The sequence below is a fragment of the Streptomyces sp. NPDC038707 genome, assembly GCF_040636485.1.
Classification (GTDB): domain Bacteria; phylum Actinomycetota; class Actinomycetes; order Streptomycetales; family Streptomycetaceae; genus Streptomyces.
In genome coordinates, this window is sequence record NZ_JBEZUP010000022.1 from 95431 (window position 1) to 117635 (window position 22205).

The window sequence follows — 22205 nt, forward strand, 5'->3', positions numbered from 1 at the left end:
CTCGAGGGGAGGGCGGGCGGCGAGCCGGTGCCTGCCGCACGAGCCGGACGGACGACGACCCCGTCGCCTGGTCCGACCTGGCCCACGCCGCACGCCTCGGCGGCACGGCGCCGCCCGCGCACACGGAACCAGCCTGATCACCCACCCGTCGGCCGAGCCGGACGTCACACCGAGACCGCCCGCTTCCTGACCGCCCGGGGCGTCCTCGTCCCATTCGACCGGGAGGGCCTGCGCGTGTGCGGCGGCGACTGGATCGCCGTCCGGCACCCACGGCTGCACGACGGCATCCGGGCCCTGCCGGCGGGCCGCTAGCCCAAGGACCGGTCAGGGTACGTCATCGCACGCCCGGTGCTCGGAGCGGCCCTGGTGGGCCGGGACCGGCTCTCCGCCAGCCCTGAGGCGCTGGCGCGGGCCCACCGGGAGGTGTCCGGAAAGGACCGCTGACGGGAAAGAGCGGGTTTACCCGGGCGATTGCCGGGACCGCACGCCGTGCCCGAACCCGCGCGGGCTAGTTTCCCCGGGTCTTGCAACCGGCGAAAGGACAGCCCATGGAACACCAGCCCATGTCCCGATGGCTCCGGGCCCGTCGGGCGGCCGCCGTCGGGCTCGGCGCGCTCGCGGTACTCGCGGGGGTCACCGTCGGGACGGCGGCCCCCGCGAGCGCCTCCACCGCCGCCCCCGACCCGGCCCAGCTGACGGGCCTGGCGCTGACCTCGGTGAGCAACGGCCGCGGTCTCGACGTGCAGAACGGCAACACCGGCAACGGCGTCTTCCTGGTCACCAACAGCGCCCCCGGCTACCACCAGAAGTGGAGCGCCAACCTCGGTACGGACGGCTCCTTCACCCTCGTCAACGACGACACCGGCAAGTGCGCCACCGCCGGGCTGCCGCTCACCCAGCAGCCCTGCGACGGCCGCAGCGGCGAGCGCTGGTACTTCCAGCCCGTCGCCGGCGGCACCGGCGCCTTCATGGTCCGCAACGCCCAGGACGACAAGTGTCTGGACGTCTGGTACAACGCGCAGTACAACGACGCCTGGACCGACACCTACGGCTGCAACGGCAGCCAGGCCCAGCAGTGGCGGTTGCCCGCGAGCGCTCAGCAGGCCGCCGTCGCGGCGGCGGTCGACCACGCGGCGGCCCGCTGCGTCAAAGACACCTCCAGCTGCTCCTGGCGCACCCGGGTCCAGGCCCCGGCCGCTCCGCTGCCGCAGCAGTGCGTCTCGCCCGTCTGGTACAACGGCACGACGGCGGCGGTGCCCTGGACGTTCTCCATGAAGCGCACCACCGGCTGGCAGTCCGAGCTGGGCTTCAGCCTCGGCACCGACCTCGGCACCGGCGGTGCGACCCCGGTCACCACGAAGATCAGCACGCAGATCAACGGCAAGGTCACCCAGAGCCTGACCGACGAACTCGGCAACAGCCTCACCATCAGCGTGCCGCCGGCGCAGTACGGCTGGGTCGCACTGTCCGAGCTGGCGACGAAGGTCACCGGCACCTGGACCTTCGACGTGAACGGCTACCCCTGGACCGCCGACGACACCCTGACCGTCCCGCTGCTCAGCGACGACCAGGGCGGTGCCAGCATCTACCTGGCCCGGACCAGCGACACTTTCTCCGGCTGCGGCAGCGCTTCCTGACCGTCCCCCGCCGGACTCCCGGGCAAGAGGTCCTCGGCCGCCGGCACGCAGGACGCGGAGGGTGCCGTAGGGCGCTTCGGTCCGCGACAAGCCGACGGCTGGGGCCGAGCGGCATGCGACCCGGCCACTTCCAGAAGGCGGTGACGCAGAGGGCAGGCGAACACCCACCGGCAGGTGTCGGCACGACGTCTCAGCAGTTGCTGTTCATGAGGTTTCGGGCAGGGCCGCCGGGGTGTGAACCCTGCCCGAAGCAGGGCGCGGGGTCGTATGCGAGTTCACGCGTCAGTGCGGCATGCCGGGCCCGGAGAGTGGAGTGATGCATGCCGAGCCGGGCAGCCGCGGACCGCAGGCTGCCCGCTTCGACGAGCGTTTGCGGTATGGGGGTTGAGCTGGGCGTCCAGACGGGCAAGCACCCTGATGCCCGCATGCTCCGCCCCGTCGCATACCGCCGCCCACGGGGGCGCCGCCTCCTGTCGGCGCACTTCCGCCTCCAACCGTTCCACCTGCGCCTCCCGGCCCCATCGGGCCCCCGCTCGCGGGCGTTGCGCCGGTAGGAGGTGCACAGGCCGCGACCGCTTCAGCGACCGCCCGCCGGCCCGCGAGGAATGCCGCCGGCTCTCGCACCACGTCAGGCTGCGGTTCGGGCTCCCGGCAACCGTCCGCAACGGCCTCGCCGCACGGGCCGCGCGAACGTTGCCGCCCTTCAGCTGCGTCAGACGCTCGGCCACCGTCCCGTACGGATACCCGTACAGCACCGGCAGCCCCGGGCCCAGCGCTGTCATCGCATCGAGCAGCGGCACCCGCTCCACCGCCGCCGACATAACGGCCACCACCACAACGCCCGCGCGCCCTCTCTGGTCAGCCGGGCCGGCTGGGCGGCCAGAGAGACAGAGCCCGCCTGCCCCGTACGGTGGAGCACTCGTTCCACGCCACCCGGCCCTGGCATCCGCAGCAACGAGTCGGCAGGCGAACACCCCCGAGGAAGTCCGCCTGGTGACGCTGTGCTCGGACGGCGTCTCCGGCCAGGTGGACCGGAGGACCTGGCTGGAGCCGTGCGCGGCGCACCGGTGCTGGCGGGTTGGGGAACGCGCACACGGACCCCTCCGCGCCCGACGGTGGGCACGGCCCTCACGAGCAGGACGCCCTCCTGGCCGGCCACCGCGCTTGGCGTCCCAACCCCGGCTATTCGGCCAGCGATTCGGCACCCTGAGGCCAGAGAGATCACTCATCCGTAGTGAATTGCCGTACATCGTCCTGCCCAAGGCCGTCGGCGTCTGTATCTGTTGTCCAGGACCGGAAACCAGACTCCACGGCCCACCCTCATGAAGGGACAACTCGCCATGTCGACATACCGTTTTGCCCATGTGATCGCGGTGGCAGTCGCCACAGCAGCCCTGAGCGGCTCCGCGGTCAACGCCACCGCAGCCGCGGACACCCGTGCCGCCGCAGCCCGGCAGATCCTGCGCACCAGCGGCATCTCCTTGGCCGTCGCTCACCAGGGAGGCACTCACGCGGGCTCCACCGCCAAGGCGAACATCACCGATACCGCCAACGGCAAGGGCGCCCTCACGAGCCCGTGGGGTCACAAGCCGAACCGGCGCGTGGCCCTGGACCCCGGCATGCTCAGCGGGCTGCTGAAGTTGAACACCCAGTACAGGTACCGCATCGCCGTGTCGGAGATCGTCGGAGGCAAGCACAGCTCCACCTCCCGCCACTACGCGGGCAAGGCGATCGACATCAGCCACATCAACGGGAAGCATGTCGGCTCGGGTGCCCCGCACAAGGCGCTGATGGCCGCCTGCCGCAAGCTGGGTGCCACGGAAGTCCTCGGCCCGGGCAACGCCGGGCACAGCAGGCACGTGCACTGCGCCTGGCCCCGCTGAGCATCCGCCGTACGCGCCTGACGGCAGTCCCCCCGCGCCAGAGGACCGGGGCCAAGCCTGTCGGCGCAGCCACACGCTGGATCCCGGCCACTCGCGCACGCCCCTCCAGGAGACTGGACAACACCGCCGCCCAGGGCCGAACACCCCGCACACGGCAGGCCCTTCGCAGAGCCTGCCCCGCCTCTGGTGGAGGGCCGGGTTTCAGCAGGTCAACGAGGGATCCGTCGCGGTTTCAGCGAGACCGTGGGGAGTTCGGGTGCCGGCAGCGGAGCACCGTCGTAGCCCTCGACCGCGCCGAAACGGTCCCCCGATGTCCAGTCGGCGCGGGCCTGGGCGATCTCCTCGTGCGTCCGCCCGATGAAGTTCCACCACATGATGATCTCCTCCTGGAACGGCGGGCCGCCGAGCAGGATCAGGCGGGCGGGGGCGGCCGCTCGGTTCGTCAGGGTGAGGGTGGTGCGGCCCGGTGCCGCGTAGCCGAGTTCGGCCGGTTCCAGGGCGGCGCCGTCGAGGAGCACGTCCCCGGTGTCGACCAGGACGCCGTGCTCGAAGCCGGGGTCGACGGCGAGGGTGACGGTGGCGCCGGGGTCCAGGTGCAGTTCGGCGCCCAGGAGCGGGGTGAAGGTGCGCACCGGGGAGGTGTCCCCGGCGAGGGTGCCGAGGAAGACCCGGACCTCGCCGCCGTCGAGCGGCACGGACGCGGGCGCGTAGTGCTGGAAGTCCCGCCCGGTGTCGCGGTGTTCCTCGGGCAGGGCGACCCAGAGCTGCACGCCGTGCAGGACCGTGGTGGCGGGGGTGGACACCTCGGAGTGGCAGATGCCGTGGCCGCTCGTCATCAGGTTCAGCTCGCCGGGGCGGACGTAGGCGTGGACGCCGTGGCTGTCCCGGTGTTCGATCTCGCCGCTGAAAAGCCAGCTGACGGTCTGCAGGCCGATGTGGGGGTGCGGGGCGACGTCCATGCCGCCGCTCGCGGCGACGTCGTCCGGTCCGTAGTGGTCGGCGAAGCACCAGGCGCCGATCAGCGTCCGGGACCGCTGCGGCAGCGTGCGCCGTACCCGCATGGCGCGGGGGCCGCCCAGGGGCACGTCGCGCGGGGTGAGGATCTCGATGCCGGCGGGCGCCGGCGCCCCGGCCGGGCCGTCGCCGACGTGGGGCGCGGGCGCCGCTTCCGTGTTGCTCACCGGTCCGCTCCTCTCCCGGAAAGGAAAGTTCGATTTTCAACATTCATACGGTGATGATAGGACGTACATCAGAACATCGCGCGACGAAGGAGATCACGTGGCCGAGACCTTGACGGCGACCACAGGCGGACGGGTGTTCGTCGACAAGCAGAGCCCCGACGCCTACCGCGCGATGACGGCCACCGCCGGGGCGGTCCGCGCGGTCGCCGCCGACGCAGGACTGGACCGCCTCCTCGTCGAACTGATCAACATCCGCGTGTCCCAGCTCAACGCCTGCGCCTACTGCCTCGACCTGCACACCCGGGCCGCCCTGCGCGCCGGGGAGACGGCACAGCGGCTGGGCGTGCTGCCCGCCTGGCGCGACACCGAGCTGTTCTCCCCGCGCGAGCGCGCGGCGCTGGCCCTGGCCGAGGCCACCACCCACCCGGCGGACGCCGACGCACAGAGCGCCGCCTACGCCCTCGCCCGCTCCGTCCTGTCGGACGACGAGATCTCCGCCGTGATCTGGGTCGCGATCACCATCAACGCCTTCAACCGGGTCTCCGTCATGAGCAAGCACCCGGTGCGCCCGGCGCCCTCCCGCTGACCGCGGGGCGCCGGACCGTACGGCGTCCCGGCCGGCGACCCGTCGGAGCGTGGTGGTCACCTGCGGGGCGGTGGGGTGTCACACGCGCACCAGCGGCGTGTCGACCAGGTGCTCGGCGAGGAACCACGTCTGGAGTTCTCCCGTGCGGATCACCTGGGAGACCAGCAGGTCGTTGGTCCCGTCGTCGCCCAGGTCCGCCACTCGGGCCGCCGCGTCGTGCGCGTCGGCCAGGATGGTCTCGTGTGCCTCGATGAGGCGGGAGAGCATCGCGGGCACCTCCTCGACACCGTCCGGCGGACGCGGGACCGAGGTGAGCTCGGCGACGTGCCGGGGGTCCCCCACGGCCACGCCGCCCAGCGTCTGGACGCGCTCGGCGATGGTGTCCACGAGGGCGAGCTGCTGAGCCGCGTGCTGGTCGAGGACGAGATGCAGCTGGTAGAAGGTCGCGCCGCGCATCAGCCAGTGGTGCTTCTTGTACAGGCCGTGGAGGATCTGCGTGTCCGCGAGGACCTTGTTGAGCCGCTGGCAGGAGTACATGCGGGCCTCGTACGACAGGGCCAGCGGGAACTGTTTGACGGTGCCGAACTCCTGGATGATGCGGCCCTTCTGGTGCAGCCTGGGCTGGCTGCCGGTGTGCGTGGTGCCAGTGTGCGTGGTGTCGGTGGTCATGGTCCGCCTTCCGCGGTTCGTGCGTCGTGTACACGGTGACGCTAGCCGCCGGCTTCCTTGCCGCCTTGTCCGAGAGCGCATGCCCGTGTGCGCGTCAGCGCAGACCGCTGCGGGCCGTGCCGCACCGCGGGAGGGCATGCCGAACGGCCGCGCGGGCGGGGACGGTTCGCCTGCGCGGCCGTTCGGGGCGGCCATCGGTCAGCCGGTCGCGAGGACCGCCTGGCGGATCAGGTCGGCGACCGCCTCCGGGCGGGAGACGGCCACCGCGTGGGAGGCGCCCTCCAGTTCGACGACCGTGGCACCGGCCCGCTGCGCGCCGAAGCGCTCCACCTCCGGGTTGATCGCCTGGTCGGCGGCGGCCACCAGGGCCCAGGACGGCCTGGTCTTCCAGGCGGCGGCGGACGCCGTCTCCTCGAAGGCCGCGGCGGCGAGCGGGCGCTGCGCCGCCGCGAGCGCCCTGGTGGTCTCGGCCGGCACGTCGGCGGCGAAGACGGACGGGAAGGCGTCTTCGGTGATGGTGACCTCGACCGCGGGCTCGCCGCCCGGCACCGGGTACGTCCACTGCTTGAGGCTGCTCACCAGCGGGGAGGCCGGGAAGCGGCCCTGGAGCTCTCCGAGGCTCTCGCCCTCCTCCAGGACGTAGGCGGCGACGTAGACCAGGCCGACGACGTTCTCGGCGGTGCCGGCCACGGTGATGAGCGCGCCGCCGTAGGAGTGCCCGACCAGCACGACGGGTCCGTCCACCTGGGCGGCGACCGAGGCGACGTAGGCGGCGTCGGCGGCGAGGCCGCGCAGCGGGTTGGGCGGGGCGAGCACCGGGATGCCATGGCTCTGCAGGTGGGAGATGACTCCGGTCCAGCTGCCGGCGTCGGCGAACGCGCCGTGCACGAGGAGGACGGTGGGAGTGGTCATGGACGTTCTTCCTTAGGAGGTCAGGAGGTGTTCAGGAGGGGTTCAGGCGCCGTGCAGGGCGGTGTGCAGGGTGCGGGCGGCCATCGTGATGGCGGCCTCGGCGGCGTGGGTCTCGCGCAGCGCGTTGAGCATCACGAAGTCGTGGATGATGCCCTGGAAGCGGACGGCGGTGACGGGGACCCCGGCCGCGCGGAGCTTGTTGGCGTACGCCTCGCCCTCGTCGCGGAGCACGTCGGCCTCGGCGGTGATGACCAGCGCCGGGGGCAGGCCGGTGAGCTGTTCGGTGGTGGCGCGCAGCGGAGAGGCGGTGATCTGGGCGCGGTCGGCCTCGTCGGTCGTGTACTGGTTCCAGAACCACTGCATGCCGTCGCGGCGCAGGAAGTAGCCGGTGGCGAACTGGTGGTAGGAGGCGGTGTCGAAACGCGCGTCCGTGACCGGGTAGAACAGCACCTGCTGGCGCAGCGGCAGTCCGCCGCGCTGCTTGGCCAGCAGGGTGAGCGCGGCGGTCATGTTGCCGCCCACCGAGTCCCCGGCGACCGCGAGCCGCGCGCCGTCCAGGCCCTTGCCGGTGCCTTCGTCGGCGATCCAGCGGGCGACCGTGTAGTTCTGCTCGACGGCGACCGGGTAGCGGGCCTCGGGCGAGAGGTCGTACTCGGGGAAGACGACGGCCGCCTCGGCGCCGACGGCGAGTTCGCGCACGAGCCGGTCGTGGGTGTGGGCGTTGCCGAACACCCAGCCGGCGCCGTGGATGTAGAGGATCACGGGCAGGGTGCCGGTGGCTCCGGCGGGCCGGACGATCCGCGCGCGGACGCTGCCGGTGGGTCCGCCCGGTACGGTGATCCACTCCTCGTCGACCGCCGGCTTGGCGATCTCGCCGGACTGCACCTCGTCGACGGTCTTGCGGCCCTCGGCCGGGGGCAGGTCGAACAGGTAGGGCGGGTTGGCGGTCGCCTCGGCGAACGCGGCGGCCGCGGGTTCCAGTACGGGTCGTACGGGCTCCATGGCATCGGGCATGTCGGTCTCCTGGTTCGGTGTCGCTGGTGTGCCGGTGGCCGACGCTAGGGCGCCCGGGAAGCGGGGATTGCCGCCACGCGCACGGACCCTTCTCCCGCAGCGCACCGCCCTCTCCGCCGGGCCGCGGCCGTACCGGACGTGCCGCTCTCCAGGCGCGGAATTCGTCACTCTTGCGAGTGATGTTCAGCGGTCAAGGGCACACGCGGGCGCCGGTGTACGGCACACGGCGCGCCGCCCCGTCCCCGCGGCGGGCCCGTCCGCCATTCCCTTCGGCGACCTGTCGAAAAGAGTGCCGTCGAGATCAATTGCGCCTTGTCGCCGGGAAGCGGAAATTCCATGTTTGAAAAGCGCGGTGTCCGCTTTGCGGGGTTCTCGCGATCCGTACGGACGCCCACGCGCCGATGGACGTCGTGAAGCGGGCGCTGCTAGCATCCCACCGCATCGATGATTCGGCATTCCGCCGATGGCCCGTTCATCGGGAACCGGCGAGGACTGACCACCCTCTCCCGCACTCGATTCCATTCCGTCCAGGATTCAGTCATACGAAATACCGGGGGATCCGTTGACGAATGCCTCTCTCGTGTCCTCTTTTCTCCGGCATGGATTCGTCCGTGTGAGAAATGCGGTAGATCTCAGTCCGGGATCGCGTCTCCAGACCTTTTTCGAGGCCACACTCCGACGCGAGGGACTCACCGTGGACGGGCGGCTCACGGCGCCCCCGGGCGTGACCTCGCTGCCGCCGACCCGTGTCGCCGATCTCGCCGAGGTGGCGCCCGCGCTCTGGGCAGCCGTGTGCGCCCTGCTCGGCGGGGCCGGCCGGATCAGGCGCCCGGCCCGTCTCGGAAACGCCCTGATCTGCAACTTCCGCACCGCCGAGCTGTCCGACAGCTGGCACGTCGACGGTGACTTCTTCGTGCACCACCCGGACAGCCCGGAACAGGCGCTGCTGCTGTTCGTGCTGTGGACCGACGTGGAGGAAGGCGAGGGTGCCACCCTGGCGGCGCCCTCGGCCACCGCGGGCATTCTCCGGTACCTGGCCCGTCATCCGGCCGGACTGACCAGCGCCCGGATTCCCGCCCGGGATTACGCCGGGGACCCGGCGCACCACCTGGCCCTGACCGGAAAAGCGGGCGACGCATGGATCCTGCACCCGCTGACCGCCCATCAGTCGGCACCCAATCCCCGGGGGCGGCCCCGCTTCCTCTCCAATCCCGTGGTGGCACTCGAGGAGCCGATGAATCTCACCGACGGCCCGGAAAGGAAAAGCCCGCTCGAGGAATTGACCCGGCGTCTTCTGGGACAGCCGTGGAGTCCGCACGCGGACGCGGTGCGGCAGACCTTCGTCCCCGGACGCATCGGCCGCTGGAACGGCGAGGGAACCTACACCGACCGCGCCTCCGTGTCCTCGCGCTGACGTCGTGAAAGGCCGGCCCATTTCCCGGAACGGGACGAGGTGAGCCCATGCACCCGCACGATCCGACACCCCCGCCCGACAATCCCGCCGACATCTCCGCCGCCCTCTCCCCCACCGCCCACGTCCCCGGCTCCCCCGGCACCCGCCCCTCACCCCGCGTCCTGCTGATCAATCCGCCGCTGTGGAACCCGTACGCGCCCCATCTGGCCGTACCCCTCCTGCTGGCCGTGCTGCGCCGCCACGGCGTGGCCGCCTCCGCGTTCGACCTGTCCGCCGAGACGATGCGCCACCTGCTGAGCCGGGACGGAGCCGGCGACTACGCGGCCCACCGGCCGACGGCGCTGACCGGGCGGGACCGCGACCGGTTCGAGGCGGCCCGGTCCGCGGTGGACCGCGCGGCGGCCTTCCTGCGCTCCCCCGCCTCCGTGACGGACACCGACGGCCACCGGGCGGCCACCGCCGTGTGCCATGCCGTCCTCGACGGCGTCGCCGCCCTCACCCCGGGCGCCCGGCTGACCTTCGACCGCTTCGACCTGCGTCACCGCCCGGTCTCCACCCGGCAGGTGATGCGCGCGGTCACCGACCCCGTGCACAATCCGTACCCGCACGTCTTCGAACAGGTCCTGGTGCCCCGGCTGCGCGCGCTGCCGGACCTGGAAGTGGTCGGGCTGTCGGTGTCCGCCGACTCTCAGCTCATCGCCGCGCTGACGGCCGCGCGGCTGATCCGGCGGGAGCGGCCGGGCACGCACATCACCCTCGGCGGCAACTTCGTCACCCGGATCGCCGACCGGCTGTGGCCGGGGCACCCGTTCTTCACCCTGGTGGACTCCCTGGTGTGCTACGAGGGCGAGGAGTCCGTCACGGCCCTGGTGGACCGGCTGCTCGCGGGCCGGCCCCCGCACGGCGTGCCCGGCGTGGTCGTACCCGACGGCGACACCCTGCACCGCCGCCCGCCCGTGACCGTCTCGCTCGGCGAGCTGCCCGTGCCCGACTTCACCGACCACCCCCTGGCCGACGGCTATCTCGCGCCCGGCCCCGTCCTGCCGGTCATCGCCTCCCGCAGCTGCGCCTGGAAGTGCGCCTTCTGCGCGATCCCCTTCGCCTCCGACGCGTTCCGGATGCGCTCCCCCGAGGCGGTCGTCGCGGAGCTGGACGAGCTGCACCGGCGCCACGGCATCCGGCACTTCCAGTTCGTGGACGAGATCCTGACCGTCCGCAGCATGCGCGGCCTGGCCCGGGGGCTGGCCGGCCGCGACTACCGCTGGTACGGCGAGACCCGCTTCTCCCCCACCATCGACCGCCGGCTGACCGACGCGCTGTACGCCGCCGGGTGCCGCCGGCTCGACCTGGGCCTGGAGTCGTACAACCAGGACGTCCTCGACCGCATGCGCAAGGACATCAAGGCGTCGTGGATCGCGCCCAACCTGGACGCGCTGCTCGCGTCGGGCATCAGTGTCCATCTCTTCGGGATCGCCGGCTTCCCCGGTGAGGCGCGCTGGCAGACGGCGCGCACCGTGGAGTTCGCGGCCGCGACCCTCGCCCGGTCGCGGGAGCGGTACGGCGTGCCGGACAGCACCTTCGGCATCGGCCCGTTCGTCCTGGACGCGCTGTCCCCGGTGGCGTCCGCACCGCAGGACTACCAGGTGCGCCTGCTGCACCCGGATCCGGGCGAGGACCTCCGGATGGCGCTGCGCTACGACTACGTCGGGCCCCTTCCCCAGCCGCGCGGCGCGGAGGACCGGGACATCGCGGCCCGGGCGGAGCGCATCCTCAGCGGCTGTCCCGACGCGGCGGACCGGCCCGCCGAGGAGGTCGTCTTCCTGCGGGCCGATGCCCGGCGGGGCCACCGGACCGGCCGGGCGCAGGCCCGCCGCGGACACCGGACCGACCCGCCGGGGGTGCCCTGCCCGGGACCCCTATGGGACCGCGTGGTGCTGCGTCCCGCCGGCGGCTGGGTCGTCCGGCTGCGCGACGGCGACCGGGCACTCCTCTACGAACCCGGGGACGGAGCCCTCCTCGCCCTGCCCGGCAGGCTGCTGGACGCGCTGCCCGCACGCGCCGTGGACGTGTGCCGCGACCGGGCCGAACGCACGCTGCTGCGGGCCGCGCTGCACCACCGGTGCCTGGAACCCGCCGGCCCGGACACCCGGTCGCTGACCTCGGCGGCCCAGCTGACCGGCGATCTGCTGCTGCGTCTCGGACCGGGCACACGGCTCGTCCACGAGGGCACCGACGCCTTCCTGACCTCCTGGATCACCGGGCAGCGCCTGCGCCTGTCCGCCTCCGGGGCCGCCGCCGCCCGTCTCGTCGCCGACGCGAGCGGAGACAGCCACGGCGACGGCGACGACCAGCACTCGTGTCCCGGCGACGGCGGCGGCCTCCGGTGGGCCGGGCTGGCCGCGCGCTGCGCCCCGGGATCCGTACCACGGCTGCGCGCCTTCGTGTGGCGACTGCTGATCGCCCGGTTCCTGTCCGTGGAGAGCCCGGACAGGTCAGCGGACCGAGTTGCCGGAAGGAGGTGAACCCATGGCAGAGGAGCAGACGGACACCGCCGCGGCGGAGGTCGAGTTCGAGGACGACGGTTTCTTCGAGCCCACGATCGAGGAGGCCATCATGGCCTCCGGCCTGCACAAGCAGTTCGTCGTCGACTGATCCGGCGGCAGGGTCGGGTCCGGTGCACCGGGGCCAAGCCGGTGCACCGGACCCGCACCCCCCCCATCATCGCGCGACCGCCCCCACCCCGTCACCTCACCCTGTCCACGCCCCGGCACCGCGCACCCCCAGACACACCCCGCACCGCCGGACGGCACGGAGGGACCCACCCCGATGACACGAAGCCCCCTGCCCCTGTCACCGGCGCCGGTCGCCCGGACCGCGCCCGCGGCCACCGTCGCCGTGGTCTCGCTGCCCTTCTTCACCCCCTTCGCGACCTGCTACCCGGCCGTGCTCATCACCCGGCGGCTGCGCCGGCTCGGCTGCCGGTCCCGGTTCCTGCCGGCGCACATGGAGTTCTACGCGTTCGCGCGCGGCCGGGGCCTGCCGGAGCGGACGTACAAGCTGTTCACCAACCGGCACTTCGCCTCCGATGTCGCCCTGCTGCCCCTGTGGGCGCCGCCGGCCGCCGCCCACCGGGCCGAGCGCGCCGAGCTGGCCCGGACCGAGATCCTCGCCGGCGCCGGGGACGAGGCGCGGCTGCGGGAACTGTTCGGCACCTATCTGGACCGGCTGGCCGAACGCCTGGTCGGCACCGAGGTGCTGTGCCTGACCAGCACCCACTTCCAGTTGCTCCCGAGTCTGCTGCTGGCCCGCCGCACCGCCCGCGCCGCACGGGCCGCGGGTGTGCCCCGGCCGCGGGTGGTGCTCGGCGGCTACTTCGGCTCCTCGCAGGTCGCCCGGGACGTCCTGGCCCGGCACGAGGAGGTGGACGTGGTGGTGTACGGGGAGGCCGAGGACGTCCTCGGTGACGCGGTGCACCACGCCCTGGCGGGGCGGCGCCGGCTCGTGGCCGGCCGGGCGCACACCTTCAAGGAGGGGTACGCCGAGCAGTCGGCGCTCGTCGCGGCCGGAACGCGCCGGCCCTGGCTGCGCGACCGGCTGGTGGTGAGCCTGGAGCTGTCCCGCGGCTGCTACTGGGACCGGTGCGACTTCTGCAACTTCAACGACGCCTACGACGCCCGGTTCAAGATGCACGACCCGGCCCGGGTGCTGGCCGAGATGGACCATCTGGCGCGGACGTACGGGCAGCGCCGCTTCCAGTTCCTCGACACCGCGCTGCCCCCGCGCCTGACCCGGGCGCTGGACGCCTCCGCCGAGCGGCGCGACTACCGCGTCTTCTGCGAGGTGCGGCCCGACTTCGGCCCCGAGCGGCTGCGGCGGCTGGCCGGCCTCGGCCGGGTGACCGTACAGCTCGGCATCGAGACCCTGCTGGCGGACCACCTCGCGCTGATGGACAAGCGGCAGAGCGTCGAGGAGGGCGTCCGGATGCTGCGCGCGGCCCGCTCGCTGGGCATGCGCAGCGTGTGGGGCGTGATGATCGGCCATCCCAAGGAGACACCGGACCACCGCCGGCGCCTGCTCGACGAGATCCGCGCGCACCGCGAGGCCGGTCTGCCGGCACCCAAGTACCTGACCGAGTGCGAGTTGCGTCCCGGCAGCGGACTGTGGGACGAACGGGCCGCGCTCGGACTGCGGGTGGAGTTCCCGTGGCGGATGTTCGACAGCCTCCTCAGCCCCCGCGAACACGCCTGCTCGCTGATCCCGAGCCGGGTGCGGGGCATGCCCTGCGAGGAGCCCGGCTACCGGGCCGAGCGGCGGGCGATCAGTGCGGAACTCACCGCCTGGCAGCGCGAACAGGGCATGGAGGCCGGTCTCGATGCCTGACCCCACGCAGACGCCCGTCCGGGCCCGCTTCCTCGGCACAACCGTGGAGTTCCACTGCGCGCACGCCCGCGACGCGGACCATCTGCGCTACTACCTCAGCGATCACCTCGTACCCGAACATACCTGCCGTAGCGCTGAGTTGGGCGTACGGCTGGAGGCGGACGGGGACGGCTGCCTCACCGCGGCCCTCGGCACGGCGACTGCGAAGCGCGTCTGGTGGCGGACGCCGGGCGGGGCGTGGCGGCTGTACGAGGAGTGGGGCGTACGGGCCCGGCTGCCCTCGCCGGTGCCGCCCTTCGGTCTGCCGCCGCTGCGCGACCGGGTGCGCCTGCGGCACGGTGCCGCCCTGGCCGCTCCGGACGGCGGTTCCCGGGCGCTGGCGGTCACCGGGGCCAGCGGGACCGGCAAGTCGGTCGTCGTCGCCCATCTCCTGCGCCGCGGCTGGCGGTTCGTCTCCGACGACCTGCTGGTGCTGGACCGCCGTACCGGGGGGCGGCTGTACTACTACGGGCGCCCGGTCGGCGTCCGCGCGCGCAGCCTGCCGCTGCTGCCGTGGCTGGACGCGGCGCTGCTGTCCGGTGCCCCGTGTGTGCCCACCCGGTGGGGCGGCACCTGGATGGTGCGCCCGCAGCGGCTCGGCCGCTGCGCCCCGTCCGACCGGCCCTACCGCCTGTCCTGGCGCCTCGATCTGGCCCGCGGCGACCGCTTCACCGCGCGCGCCGACGGGCCCGTCACACATGTCACCTGGGATCCGCACCGGCATCTGGCACCCCTGCTGGAGACGTGCGGGCGGCTGACCGAGGGAGGCCCCTGTGCCGGCTGACCGGAAGACCGAGCGCCTGCTCGACTTCTTCGGCACCGTGGTCCGCGTGCGGTGCGCGCCCGCGGACGCCGTCGACCTGGACTTCTTCTTCGGCCCGCACCGGGCCCGGGCCGGGGCTCGGCCCCGGTTCCGGGTGGAGCTGGCCGCGGCCGAGGGCGGGTTCCTGCGTTCGCTGCTGGCCAAGGACGACGTACCGAAGTCCTTCCGGCTGTGCGCGGAGCCGGGCGGCGGTGTCATCGAGGAGCGGCGCTTCACCCGCTGGTCCTCGGTGCCGTCGCCGCTGCCGCCGTTCCGGGCCCTGCGGGACACGGTCGCCGCAGTGCAGGCCACGGTGCTGGTGCGCGGGGGCCGCTGCGTGGCGTTCTTCGGCGCGCCGCACAGCGGCAAGACCAGCCTCGGGCTGGTGCTCCTCGCGCGCGGCTGGGCCCTGGCCTCGGACCAGCTGCTGGTGGTCGAGCGCGCCACCGGCGCGGCCCGGCCGTATCTCACGCCGGCCGGGGTGCGCGGCCGTACGCTGACCGCGATGCGCGAGGGTGCCCTGGCCGGGCTGGAACAGCGCCGCTCCCTGTGCACGGTGAGCGGTGAGGTGGTGCTCGCCCGGCCGGAGAGCCTGGGTGCCGTCGTGCCCGTCGGGCAGCGGCTGCGGCCCGTGCGTCTCGTCGCCGTGCGCCGCGCCGGCAGCCCGGCCGCGCCGACGCTGGTGCCCGGCGGGCCGGTGCCGCCCGTGTGGCCGGCCGGGGCCTGGTCGTGGCTGGGCGGCACGCTCGCGACCGACCGAGCACGAAGCCTGCTGACGCTGCCCGCCGAGGGCGGCGAGGAGGCGGGCGCGGACCTTGTGGAGGAGTACTTCGGTGCCTAGCCTGACCGTCGATCACGTCACCAAGCGGTACCGCACGGGGACGGAGGCCCTCGCCGACGTCTCCTTCGCCGTGGAGCCCGGGACCCTGCTGGCCGTGGTGGGCCACAACGGCGCCGGGAAGTCGACGCTGCTGAACATCGTCTCGGGGCTGATCCGCCCGACCTCCGGCACGGTCACCACCGGCATCGGGCGCGGCCGCCTCCTGTGGGCGCCGCAACGGACCATGGTGGACTGGTCGTTGACCGTGCGTCAGAACATCGAGCTGGTGGCACGGCTGACCGGCACGCCGGTCGCCGCGGTGGACCGGGTACTGGAGCTGCTCGACCTGGACAAGGTCCGCTCCCGGCAGGCCGAGTACATCTCGGGCGGGCAGTTGCAGCGCGTGCAGATCGGGCGGGCGCTGGTGGCCGACGCGGCCGTGTACGTGCTGGACGAGCCGACGGCCGGGCTCGATCCGGCCGCCGGTGAGCTGGTGATGGGGCATCTGCGCGCCCGCGCCGCCGGCGGCAGCACGGTGCTGGTCTCCTCGCACGACCTGGACGCCGTCGAGCGGACCGCCTCCGACCTGGTCCTGCTGGACGAGGGCAGGCTGCGCGCCCACCTGCCCGTCGCGGAGTTCGTCCGCCGGGCCGGCGCCACGATGAAGGTGAGCGTCGTGTTCGCCGAGCCGATGCCGGACGCCGTGCCGGACCGGCTCGCCCGCACGCTGCCCGCGGAGTGGGACCTGACGACCGCGCCGGACCGCGCGGGCCTGTCGGTGCGGGTGCCGCTGGCCACGGGGCTGCGCCCGGTCCTCGCCTGGCTGCCGCCCGAACTGCGGGTGCAGGACCTCAGCGCGGAGAAGCAGTCCCTGCGCGATGTCTACCTCGCCCGCTACGCCGACCGCACGCCCGCCCCCTCGACCGAGACTGTGACGGTGCAGCAGTGAAGACCTCCCTGACGCTGGCCCGTTTCCACCTGCTCAGCGTGTGGAACTGGCGGACCAGTCACCTGAGCCGGGTCATCGAGGCCCCCGCCTACTTCCTCTTCATGGTCACCGGCCTGGACACCCTGGTCGCCGGCACCCGGGTCGACGGCATGGCGTACGACGAATTCGCCTACGCGGGCGTCCTCGTGGTGATCGCCGTGCGTGCCCTGTTCTGGTGCATGGGCGATGTCGCCAACGACCGCAAGTGGGGCGTGTACGCGGTCGCCCGGACCACGGACGTGTCGTTCCCGCAGTACGTCGGCTCGATCCTGGCGGCGAACACCGTGGTCGCGGGCGTGCAGATCGCGGCCATCTGCGTCCTCAAGCAGGTGCTGGGGCGCGGCAGTCCGGGCCAGGACCTGAGAATGGCGGGGCTGGCGGTGCTGGTGTGTCTGCTGACCGTGCTGACGGGGTGCGCGCTGGGCTTCGGGATCAACAGCTACAGCAAGCGCGACCTGATGACGTCCCTGTTCAGCCTGCCGCTGGTCATGACGGCGCCGCTGTTCTACTCCCTGGACGGGCTTCCCCTGTTCATGCGGGCACTGGCCGCGGTGAACCCGTTCACGTACTGCGTCCTGCTGGTCCGCTCGCCCGGCACGGACAGCTTTCCCGTCCAGGCCGTCACGGGCTGCCTCGTCGCCGTACTGCTGGTCCTGGGCGCCCTGTATCTGGCCGCCGGGCGGCATGAACTCGCCTCCAACGAGCAGGGCTGACCGGCGATGCGTACGCACGGGGCGCGCCGTCCGTCCGGGGCGCCGGAGCCCGTGGCGGTGCACGGACTGCTGGCCGTCGGCACGGCCGGGTACTGGTGGCAGGACGCCGAGAGCGGGGCGCGGCTGCTGCGCGGGGACGCTTCCGGGGTGTGCGAGGTCCGCGTACCGGAGGGGCCCGACGGCCTCGTGCCCCTCGCCGTCCACCCGTCCGGCACCGGGCCCGCCGCCGTCCTGTACGGCCGTCCCGGGGGCGACTACGGCTGTCTCACCGAGGCCGCCGCACCGGACCACGTGCTCGCCCGCCGTCCCACCCTGGTCCGCCTGCCCCGGGTGCCGTCGGCGACCGGCGGGCCGGCCGGGCCGGGCTTCGTCTACACCGGTTTCCCTCCGGGCGCCCGCCTGGAGGACCCCCCGGTGGACGGGCTCAGGGTCGCGGTGCACCGCACCGGCGAGCCCTTCGCGCACGACCGGCCGGTGCCGCTCGGCGACGCCCCGGACGCCCTGGTGACCCTGGAGCCGACGGCCCGGCCGGACACCGTACTCGTCAAGTCGGCGGCGCGCGGTGCGACCACCCACCGGCTGCTGCGCCTCGTCCCCGGGTCCGGCCGCCCCACCGTCACCGAACTGCCGGCGGTGTCCTCCCCGCGCACCCGGCTGGTGCTCGGCGCGCACCGCTGGTGGCGCGGCGAGGCGCTGGGCACGCCCCGCGCCGTCCTGTACGTCCTTCCGCCCGGCGCGACGGAGGTGTCCGCCGGAGAACCGGTCGTCTTCCCGGACGGGACGGCACCGGCCTGGTTCTGGGGCACCCGGCTCGGGGTGGTCGTGCGGGCCGTGGTCGCGGGCGGAACCGAGGCGCTGTACCGGGTCGACGGCGACCGTCCGGAGCCACGCCTGGTCGCCGGCGGCGGGCCCGGGGACTCGTTCCCGGAGGTCACCGCCGCGCCCGACGCCGACTGCGCGCTGTGGCTCAGGGTCGGCCGCCGGCCCGACGGCAGCACCGCCGGCCACGTCGAACTGCTCCTGGACGGTACGCCGGACCCGCGCGTCCTCGGCAGGATTCCCTGGCCCGCGTCCGCGTTTCGCGCCACCCGGTTCTGGACGGCGGGCGACGGCCGCCGGCTCCCGGTGCGGCTGTCCGGCACCGCGGGCCCCGTCCTTCTCATGGAGCACGGCGGGCTCACCGCCCTCGCCAACGCCCCGCTGGAACGCGCGCTGGAGGACCTCGCCCGCGCGGGACGGCTCACCCTGGCCCGGGCGGTGACCCGGTCGCTGGTCCCCGCGCACCGGGTGCCGTCCGGCGAGCGCGGGTACGACGACCTGCTGCACGCGGCCCGTCACCTGCGCGAGCACATCGGGCCCGGACGGCCCCTGCTGGTCCTCGGGCACAGCATGGGCGCGGTCGGCGCCGCGCGGGCGGTGCTGCTGGAGCCGGGCCTGTTCGACGGCTGGGTCCTGCGCTTCCCCGTCACCGACCTGGTCGGCTTCCCCGCCCTCGGGATCGGCCGGTACTGGACGGCGCTGCTCGGCGACCCGTCCCGCCCCGAGCAGCGCCGTGCCCTCGCCGCGCTGTCGCCGCTCCATCTGCCGTTGCCCGAAGGCCCGTTGCCGCCGTTGCTGATCCAGACCGGCACCCATGACACCCGGGCCGACGCCCGGCACGGCCGGCGCCTCGCCGAACGGCTGCGCGGCCGGGCGGCCGTGACCCTCAGCGGTTATCCGGTCGGCCATGTGGAACGGTTCTGCCAGGCGGCCTCGCGCCGGGCGGTGGCGGAAGTGACGGCCTTCCTCCTCGACCGCGCCGCCTCCATGGGCGACGACGCCTCTCCACGCTCCGTCCGTGATGACCCCGAAGGAGCCCCGCCATGACCGTCACCGGCATCGACCGTGCCTCGCTCATCGTCGTCGACGACGTGTACGCGGACTTCGCACGCGCCCGGGCCGCCGCACTGGACCGCCCGTTCACCCCGCGCGCGGACAGCGCATTCGCCTACCGCACCGCGCCGGCACCCCGCTGGATGGAGGAGGAGGCCATCGGCCGGATCTGCGAGGTGCTGGGCCCCGGCAGCCGGGCGGAACTGATCGCCAACCACCTGCACATGTCCACGGCGACGGACTGGAAGGTCAACCTGCACCGCGGTGCCCGCATCCACATCGACGAGGCCCGCTGGGCGGGCGTGCTCTACCTGAACACGGCGGAGCAGTGCCGGGGCGGCACCTCCCTCTACGCCCACCGCCGCACCGGAGTGCGCCACTTCTCCGAACTGCGCGGCCGCGCGGACGCCCAGGAGATCCTCGCCGACGGTGGCGACATCACCCGGTGGCGGGAACTGCTCTCCCTGGCGATGGTGCCGAACCGGCTCGTGCTGTTCGACCCCGGCCAGTTCCACCAGGCCCAGGAGTATTTCGGCGACAGCAGGACCACCGCCCGGCTGATCCACAACTTCTTCTTCCGTCACGTCCCGGCCCACTTCGACCCCGGCCGGGCACGGTCCGCGCACGCCGACGGCCGAGCGTGAGCGTCCGGTCCGTACGCCGTGCCGTCCGACAGCACCCGCCCGCGTGCGCCCCGGCGTATGTGCGCATCAGCCTTGCAGGCTGTAGCTGAACGTCTTCTTGAACGCCTCCATGTTGGCCTGCGCCACGTACTGACAACCCTCGAGGAAGTGCTCCTCGGTGTCTGTGGCGAAGCCGTTGTCGCTCACCAGCCGGGCGAGCGAGTCGTACTCGTTCAGCATCCGAAGGCGCAGGTCCGGGGTGTTGGGCACATCCTTGCGGTGGAACTGGGACTCCGCCGATCCGCCGGTCGGGGCGAAGAGCGCGTGCTGTGTGAACGCGTTCTCCAAGGTGAGCCCCCGCGTGGTGACCACCTGGTTGAAGGCCGCGATGGCGACGGTCGGGTTGCCCGCGGCCCGGCGGAACTCGGCGCCCTGGATGATGGCCACGACCTTCGCGCAGTACTTCCGGCCCTCGGGCGGCAGGCCCTCGAAGGCGTCGCCCGAGTCGGACAGGGCGCGGACGAACCGGGCGGCCAGGGCCGCGTCGGACAGGCCGGTGTGGGTCCGCACCGCCGCGAAGAGTTCGGCGTAGGTGTGCTCCGTCGGGCCGCCGAGCAGGAGGTTGCCGGTGTGGCCGATGCTGTACTGGTTGCCGGGTATGGGCTTGTAGGTGAAGTCCGAGACGATCTTCGTGGTGTCCCGGAACCCCATGAGCTCCTTGTTCGTGCTCACGTCGGAGGCCCGGCGACGGAAGTTGGCGAGCCGGCTGATCTTCTGATCGTCCGATATCTGCGCCGTCGGCTCGACCCCCTCCATCGGCTCGACCCCCTCCATCGGCTCGACCCCCTCCATCGGCTCGATCGGCTCGGGGCTGCCGGTCCGCACGACGCCGGGCGCGACGGCGGGCAGGCTCGCCGCCGTGGCCTTGTTGACCCACCCCAGCACATGGTTGAGCAGCTGACCGTAGTTGCTGAAGCGACCGTGAAAGTCTTCGGCCTCGGCCAACTGCTGGGTGCTGGCGACGACGGTCCTCTTCACCTCTTCGGTCCAGCGCTTCTGGCCTCCCTTCGCCTTGTCGAACATCGCCATGGTGAGTTCCTTGGCGTTCTCCGCGTCGTACGTCTTGTTGGCCATCTGGAAGGTCCGCTGCACGGCGACCCCGCCGCCCGCCGTCGACGGGCCGCGTCCTTTGTCCACGGCCTCGCGCTGGACCGGGGCAGGCACGGACATCACCCGGCGCGCATTCTCCTCGGCCTCCCGCTCGAACCGGTCCGACGGGTCGCTCATCCGCAGGCCGTCGCCGGTGTCAGTGCCCGCGACCGGGCCCTGGCGCTGCTGGATGACATGGGTCAACTCGTGGGCCAGCGTGTGCGGATCCGCGCCTCCCGCTCCGATGACGACGTGGCTGCCCGAGGTGTAGGCCCGTGCTCCGATCTCGGCCGCGGAGGACCGGGCCGCCGGGCCACTGTGGAGGCGCACATCGGAGAAGTCGGCACCGAGCCGGGCTTCCATGTCGGTCCGGGTGGCCTCGTCCAGGGGCCGCCCGGGAGCGCGCAGCACGTCGTGGACGGTGGAACGCTGCACCTCGGGCTCCTCGTGCCCACAACCGGCACCATGCTGGTGCCGCCCCGCGGACGGGTGTCCGGCCCGGCGCAGCATCTGCACCACGGCCTGATTCCCGGCAGCGCCTTGCAGAGCGGTGAGGCTCCCCGGAGCTGTCCGTGGTCCAGCGGGCTGCCGAGCCGGCGCCCGGCTCACATCGGTGCCGGTCGCCCTCTCTCTGCTGCGGTCGTACACACGTCCTCCATCCGGCGCGCGAATCCTGGGCCGCGTCCTGGATACATGGGCGAACACTGCCCGCACCAGAGGCGTCAGGGCAGTCCAAGGGCCCGAACGGCTCCCTCGGGATGCCCTGGGAGACGCCCGGAACCTTGCCGCAGCCGCCGAGCCGAGCAGGTGGGTGGTGGCCTTGTCGTGACAGCCGAGAGCGTCCGCGCTCGCCCAGCCGGAGCTTCACGCCTTCGTGCGACCAGGGTGCGACCCACCTCACCGCAGCCGGGGCCGGGATGGACGATGGGTGTACCGGCCACATCTCGCCGCCGTGGTTGGGGCAGTACGTCCGGGAGCGAACCGGTCGTTCACGGCGTTCGGTCGGGTGATGCCGCGCAAGGCTTGACGAGCGACCCGCGTCGTAACAGAATCTGTTGCAACACGGAGGGGGGAGGCATCATGGGCGCGAACAGCCGCATGACCGTTGCCACGCACACGCTGACCTGGATGGCGCGGGTCTGCCCCAAGCGTCCCGACGGCATCGTGACGTCCGAACAGATCGCCGCCAGCGTCAACACCAACCCTGTCGTCATCCGCCGCGCCCTCGGGCGCCTGCGGGATGCGGGTCTGGTGGAGTCGCAGCGCGGCCAGGGGGCGGGGTGGCGGCTGGCCCGCGCTCCGGAGTCGATCACTCTGAGGGATGTCTACCTCGCCGTCGAACCCGATCCGCTCATCGCCCTTCACCCCGCGCCCCCCAATCAGGAGTGCCCCGTGGGCAGGGGCATCCCACGCGTACTGCGGGAGGTGTACGACCGCGCGGAGGGGGCGTTGAGGGCCGAACTGGCAGCCGTGACCGTTGCCGACATGGCGAGGGAGACGGTGTCCGGCCCTTGATTCCAGCC

The 22205-nt window shown here is 73.0% G+C and carries 18 protein-coding genes and 1 pseudogene; 14 read left to right on the forward strand and 5 right to left on the reverse strand.

The genetic code is table 11. The features are described 5' to 3' along the window. Positions 1–563 precede the first annotated feature (563 nt). On the forward strand, positions 564–1637 hold the full coding sequence (locus AB0E62_RS26525; protein ID WP_362198691.1) for an RICIN domain-containing protein: 1074 nt from the start codon (positions 564–566) through the stop codon (positions 1635–1637). A 1340-nt stretch (positions 1638–2977) separates the two neighbouring features. Further along, positions 2978–3520 carry a hypothetical protein gene (locus AB0E62_RS26530; protein ID WP_362198694.1) on the forward strand — a complete coding sequence of 181 codons (543 nt, stop codon included), beginning with the start codon at positions 2978–2980 and terminating at the stop codon, positions 3518–3520. A gap of 209 nt (positions 3521–3729) precedes the next feature. Here the strand turns inward: AB0E62_RS26530 and AB0E62_RS26535 are convergent, their stop codons facing one another. After that, a complete protein-coding gene (locus AB0E62_RS26535) occupies positions 3730–4701 on the reverse strand; it encodes a pirin family protein (RefSeq protein WP_362198697.1) in 972 nt (323 codons plus the stop codon). A 97-nt stretch (positions 4702–4798) separates the two neighbouring features. Between AB0E62_RS26535 and AB0E62_RS26540 the strand changes: the two genes are divergently transcribed. Then, a complete protein-coding gene (locus AB0E62_RS26540; RefSeq protein WP_362198700.1) occupies positions 4799–5287 on the forward strand; it encodes a carboxymuconolactone decarboxylase family protein in 489 nt (162 codons plus the stop codon). A 78-nt stretch (positions 5288–5365) separates the two neighbouring features. Here the strand turns inward: AB0E62_RS26540 and AB0E62_RS26545 are convergent, their stop codons facing one another. The 3 genes from AB0E62_RS26545 to AB0E62_RS26555 all read right to left on the reverse strand — a co-directional run bounded on the left by AB0E62_RS26545 (position 5366) and on the right by AB0E62_RS26555 (position 7882). Continuing rightward, positions 5366–5956: a DNA starvation/stationary phase protection protein gene (locus tag AB0E62_RS26545; RefSeq protein ID WP_362198703.1), complete on the reverse strand. Its 591-nt coding sequence runs from the start codon at positions 5954–5956 to the stop codon at positions 5366–5368. A 198-nt stretch (positions 5957–6154) separates the two neighbouring features. After that, the gene (locus AB0E62_RS26550) at positions 6155–6868 is read right to left on the reverse strand and encodes an alpha/beta hydrolase (protein ID WP_362198706.1); all 714 of its coding nucleotides are present in this window, start codon (positions 6866–6868) and stop codon (positions 6155–6157) included. A 42-nt stretch (positions 6869–6910) separates the two neighbouring features. Continuing rightward, positions 6911–7882, reverse strand: a complete 972-nt coding sequence (locus AB0E62_RS26555; RefSeq protein ID WP_362198709.1) for an alpha/beta hydrolase — start codon at positions 7880–7882, stop codon at positions 6911–6913. 580 nt (positions 7883–8462) lie between these two features. On the opposite strand from AB0E62_RS26555, the gene AB0E62_RS26560 reads away from it, so the two are divergent. From AB0E62_RS26560 to AB0E62_RS26605, 10 genes are all read left to right on the forward strand, one after another. Beyond that, the gene (locus tag AB0E62_RS26560; protein ID WP_362198712.1) at positions 8463–9296 is read left to right on the forward strand and encodes a phytanoyl-CoA dioxygenase family protein; all 834 of its coding nucleotides are present in this window, start codon (positions 8463–8465) and stop codon (positions 9294–9296) included. Positions 9297–9343: 47 nt separating this feature from the next. Beyond that, on the forward strand, positions 9344–11818 hold the full coding sequence (locus tag AB0E62_RS26565) for a radical SAM protein (RefSeq protein WP_362198715.1): 2475 nt from the start codon (positions 9344–9346) through the stop codon (positions 11816–11818). 4 nt (positions 11819–11822) lie between these two features. Further along, the gene (locus tag AB0E62_RS26570; RefSeq protein ID WP_267925859.1) at positions 11823–11948 is read left to right on the forward strand and encodes a hypothetical protein; all 126 of its coding nucleotides are present in this window, start codon (positions 11823–11825) and stop codon (positions 11946–11948) included. Between the two features lie 174 nt (positions 11949–12122). Next, complete coding sequence (locus AB0E62_RS26575; RefSeq protein WP_362198719.1) at positions 12123–13676, forward strand: radical SAM protein; 1554 nt, start codon at positions 12123–12125, stop codon at positions 13674–13676. Next, positions 13669–14499: a hypothetical protein gene (locus AB0E62_RS26580; RefSeq protein WP_362198722.1), complete on the forward strand. Its 831-nt coding sequence runs from the start codon at positions 13669–13671 to the stop codon at positions 14497–14499. Before AB0E62_RS26575 ends, AB0E62_RS26580 begins: the two co-directional genes overlap by 8 nt. Continuing rightward, positions 14489–15358 carry a hypothetical protein gene (locus AB0E62_RS26585; RefSeq protein WP_362198725.1) on the forward strand — a complete coding sequence of 290 codons (870 nt, stop codon included), beginning with the start codon at positions 14489–14491 and terminating at the stop codon, positions 15356–15358. The genes AB0E62_RS26580 and AB0E62_RS26585 overlap by 11 nt, the downstream gene beginning before the upstream one ends. Further along, positions 15351–16286, forward strand: coding sequence for an ABC transporter ATP-binding protein (locus tag AB0E62_RS26590; RefSeq protein WP_362198728.1), 936 nt, complete (start codon positions 15351–15353; stop codon positions 16284–16286). Before AB0E62_RS26585 ends, AB0E62_RS26590 begins: the two co-directional genes overlap by 8 nt. After that, the gene (locus tag AB0E62_RS26595) at positions 16283–17038 is read left to right on the forward strand and encodes an ABC transporter permease (RefSeq protein ID WP_362198730.1); all 756 of its coding nucleotides are present in this window, start codon (positions 16283–16285) and stop codon (positions 17036–17038) included. The genes AB0E62_RS26590 and AB0E62_RS26595 overlap by 4 nt, the downstream gene beginning before the upstream one ends. Positions 17039–17089: 51 nt before the next feature. Beyond that, on the forward strand, positions 17090–18904 hold the full coding sequence (locus AB0E62_RS26600) for a prolyl oligopeptidase family serine peptidase (RefSeq protein ID WP_362198733.1): 1815 nt from the start codon (positions 17090–17092) through the stop codon (positions 18902–18904). Continuing rightward, on the forward strand, positions 18901–19554 hold the full coding sequence (locus AB0E62_RS26605) for a DUF6445 family protein (RefSeq protein ID WP_362198736.1): 654 nt from the start codon (positions 18901–18903) through the stop codon (positions 19552–19554). Before AB0E62_RS26600 ends, AB0E62_RS26605 begins: the two co-directional genes overlap by 4 nt. 1188 nt (positions 19555–20742) lie before the next feature. On the opposite strand, the pseudogene AB0E62_RS26610 reads toward AB0E62_RS26605, so the two are convergent. Further along, positions 20743–21291, reverse strand: a pseudogene (locus AB0E62_RS26610) (DUF4157 domain-containing protein); the annotation flags it as partial. 471 nt (positions 21292–21762) lie between these two features. Here AB0E62_RS26610 and AB0E62_RS26615 point away from each other — a divergent pair. Further along, positions 21763–22197 carry an Rrf2 family transcriptional regulator gene (locus AB0E62_RS26615; RefSeq protein WP_362198739.1) on the forward strand — a complete coding sequence of 145 codons (435 nt, stop codon included), beginning with the start codon at positions 21763–21765 and terminating at the stop codon, positions 22195–22197. Positions 22198–22205: the final 8 nt, after the last annotated feature.

Coding starts and splice junctions, on each gene's coding strand:
- AB0E62_RS26550 (WP_362198706.1), bottom strand. CDS start 6,868: ATGACCACTCCCACCGTCCTCCTCGTGCACGGCGCGTTCGCCGACGCC.
- AB0E62_RS26615 (WP_362198739.1), top strand. CDS start 21,763: ATGGGCGCGAACAGCCGCATGACCGTTGCCACGCACACGCTGACCTGG.
- AB0E62_RS26530 (WP_362198694.1), top strand. CDS start 2,978: ATGTCGACATACCGTTTTGCCCATGTGATCGCGGTGGCAGTCGCCACA.
- AB0E62_RS26575 (WP_362198719.1), top strand. CDS start 12,123: ATGACACGAAGCCCCCTGCCCCTGTCACCGGCGCCGGTCGCCCGGACC.
- AB0E62_RS26580 (WP_362198722.1), top strand. CDS start 13,669: ATGCCTGACCCCACGCAGACGCCCGTCCGGGCCCGCTTCCTCGGCACA.
- AB0E62_RS26545 (WP_362198703.1), bottom strand. CDS start 5,956: ATGACCACCGACACCACGCACACTGGCACCACGCACACCGGCAGCCAG.
- AB0E62_RS26525 (WP_362198691.1), top strand. CDS start 564: ATGTCCCGATGGCTCCGGGCCCGTCGGGCGGCCGCCGTCGGGCTCGGC.
- AB0E62_RS26570 (WP_267925859.1), top strand. CDS start 11,823: ATGGCAGAGGAGCAGACGGACACCGCCGCGGCGGAGGTCGAGTTCGAG.
- AB0E62_RS26565 (WP_362198715.1), top strand. CDS start 9,344: ATGCACCCGCACGATCCGACACCCCCGCCCGACAATCCCGCCGACATC.
- AB0E62_RS26605 (WP_362198736.1), top strand. CDS start 18,901: ATGACCGTCACCGGCATCGACCGTGCCTCGCTCATCGTCGTCGACGAC.
- AB0E62_RS26555 (WP_362198709.1), bottom strand. CDS start 7,882: ATGCCCGATGCCATGGAGCCCGTACGACCCGTACTGGAACCCGCGGCC.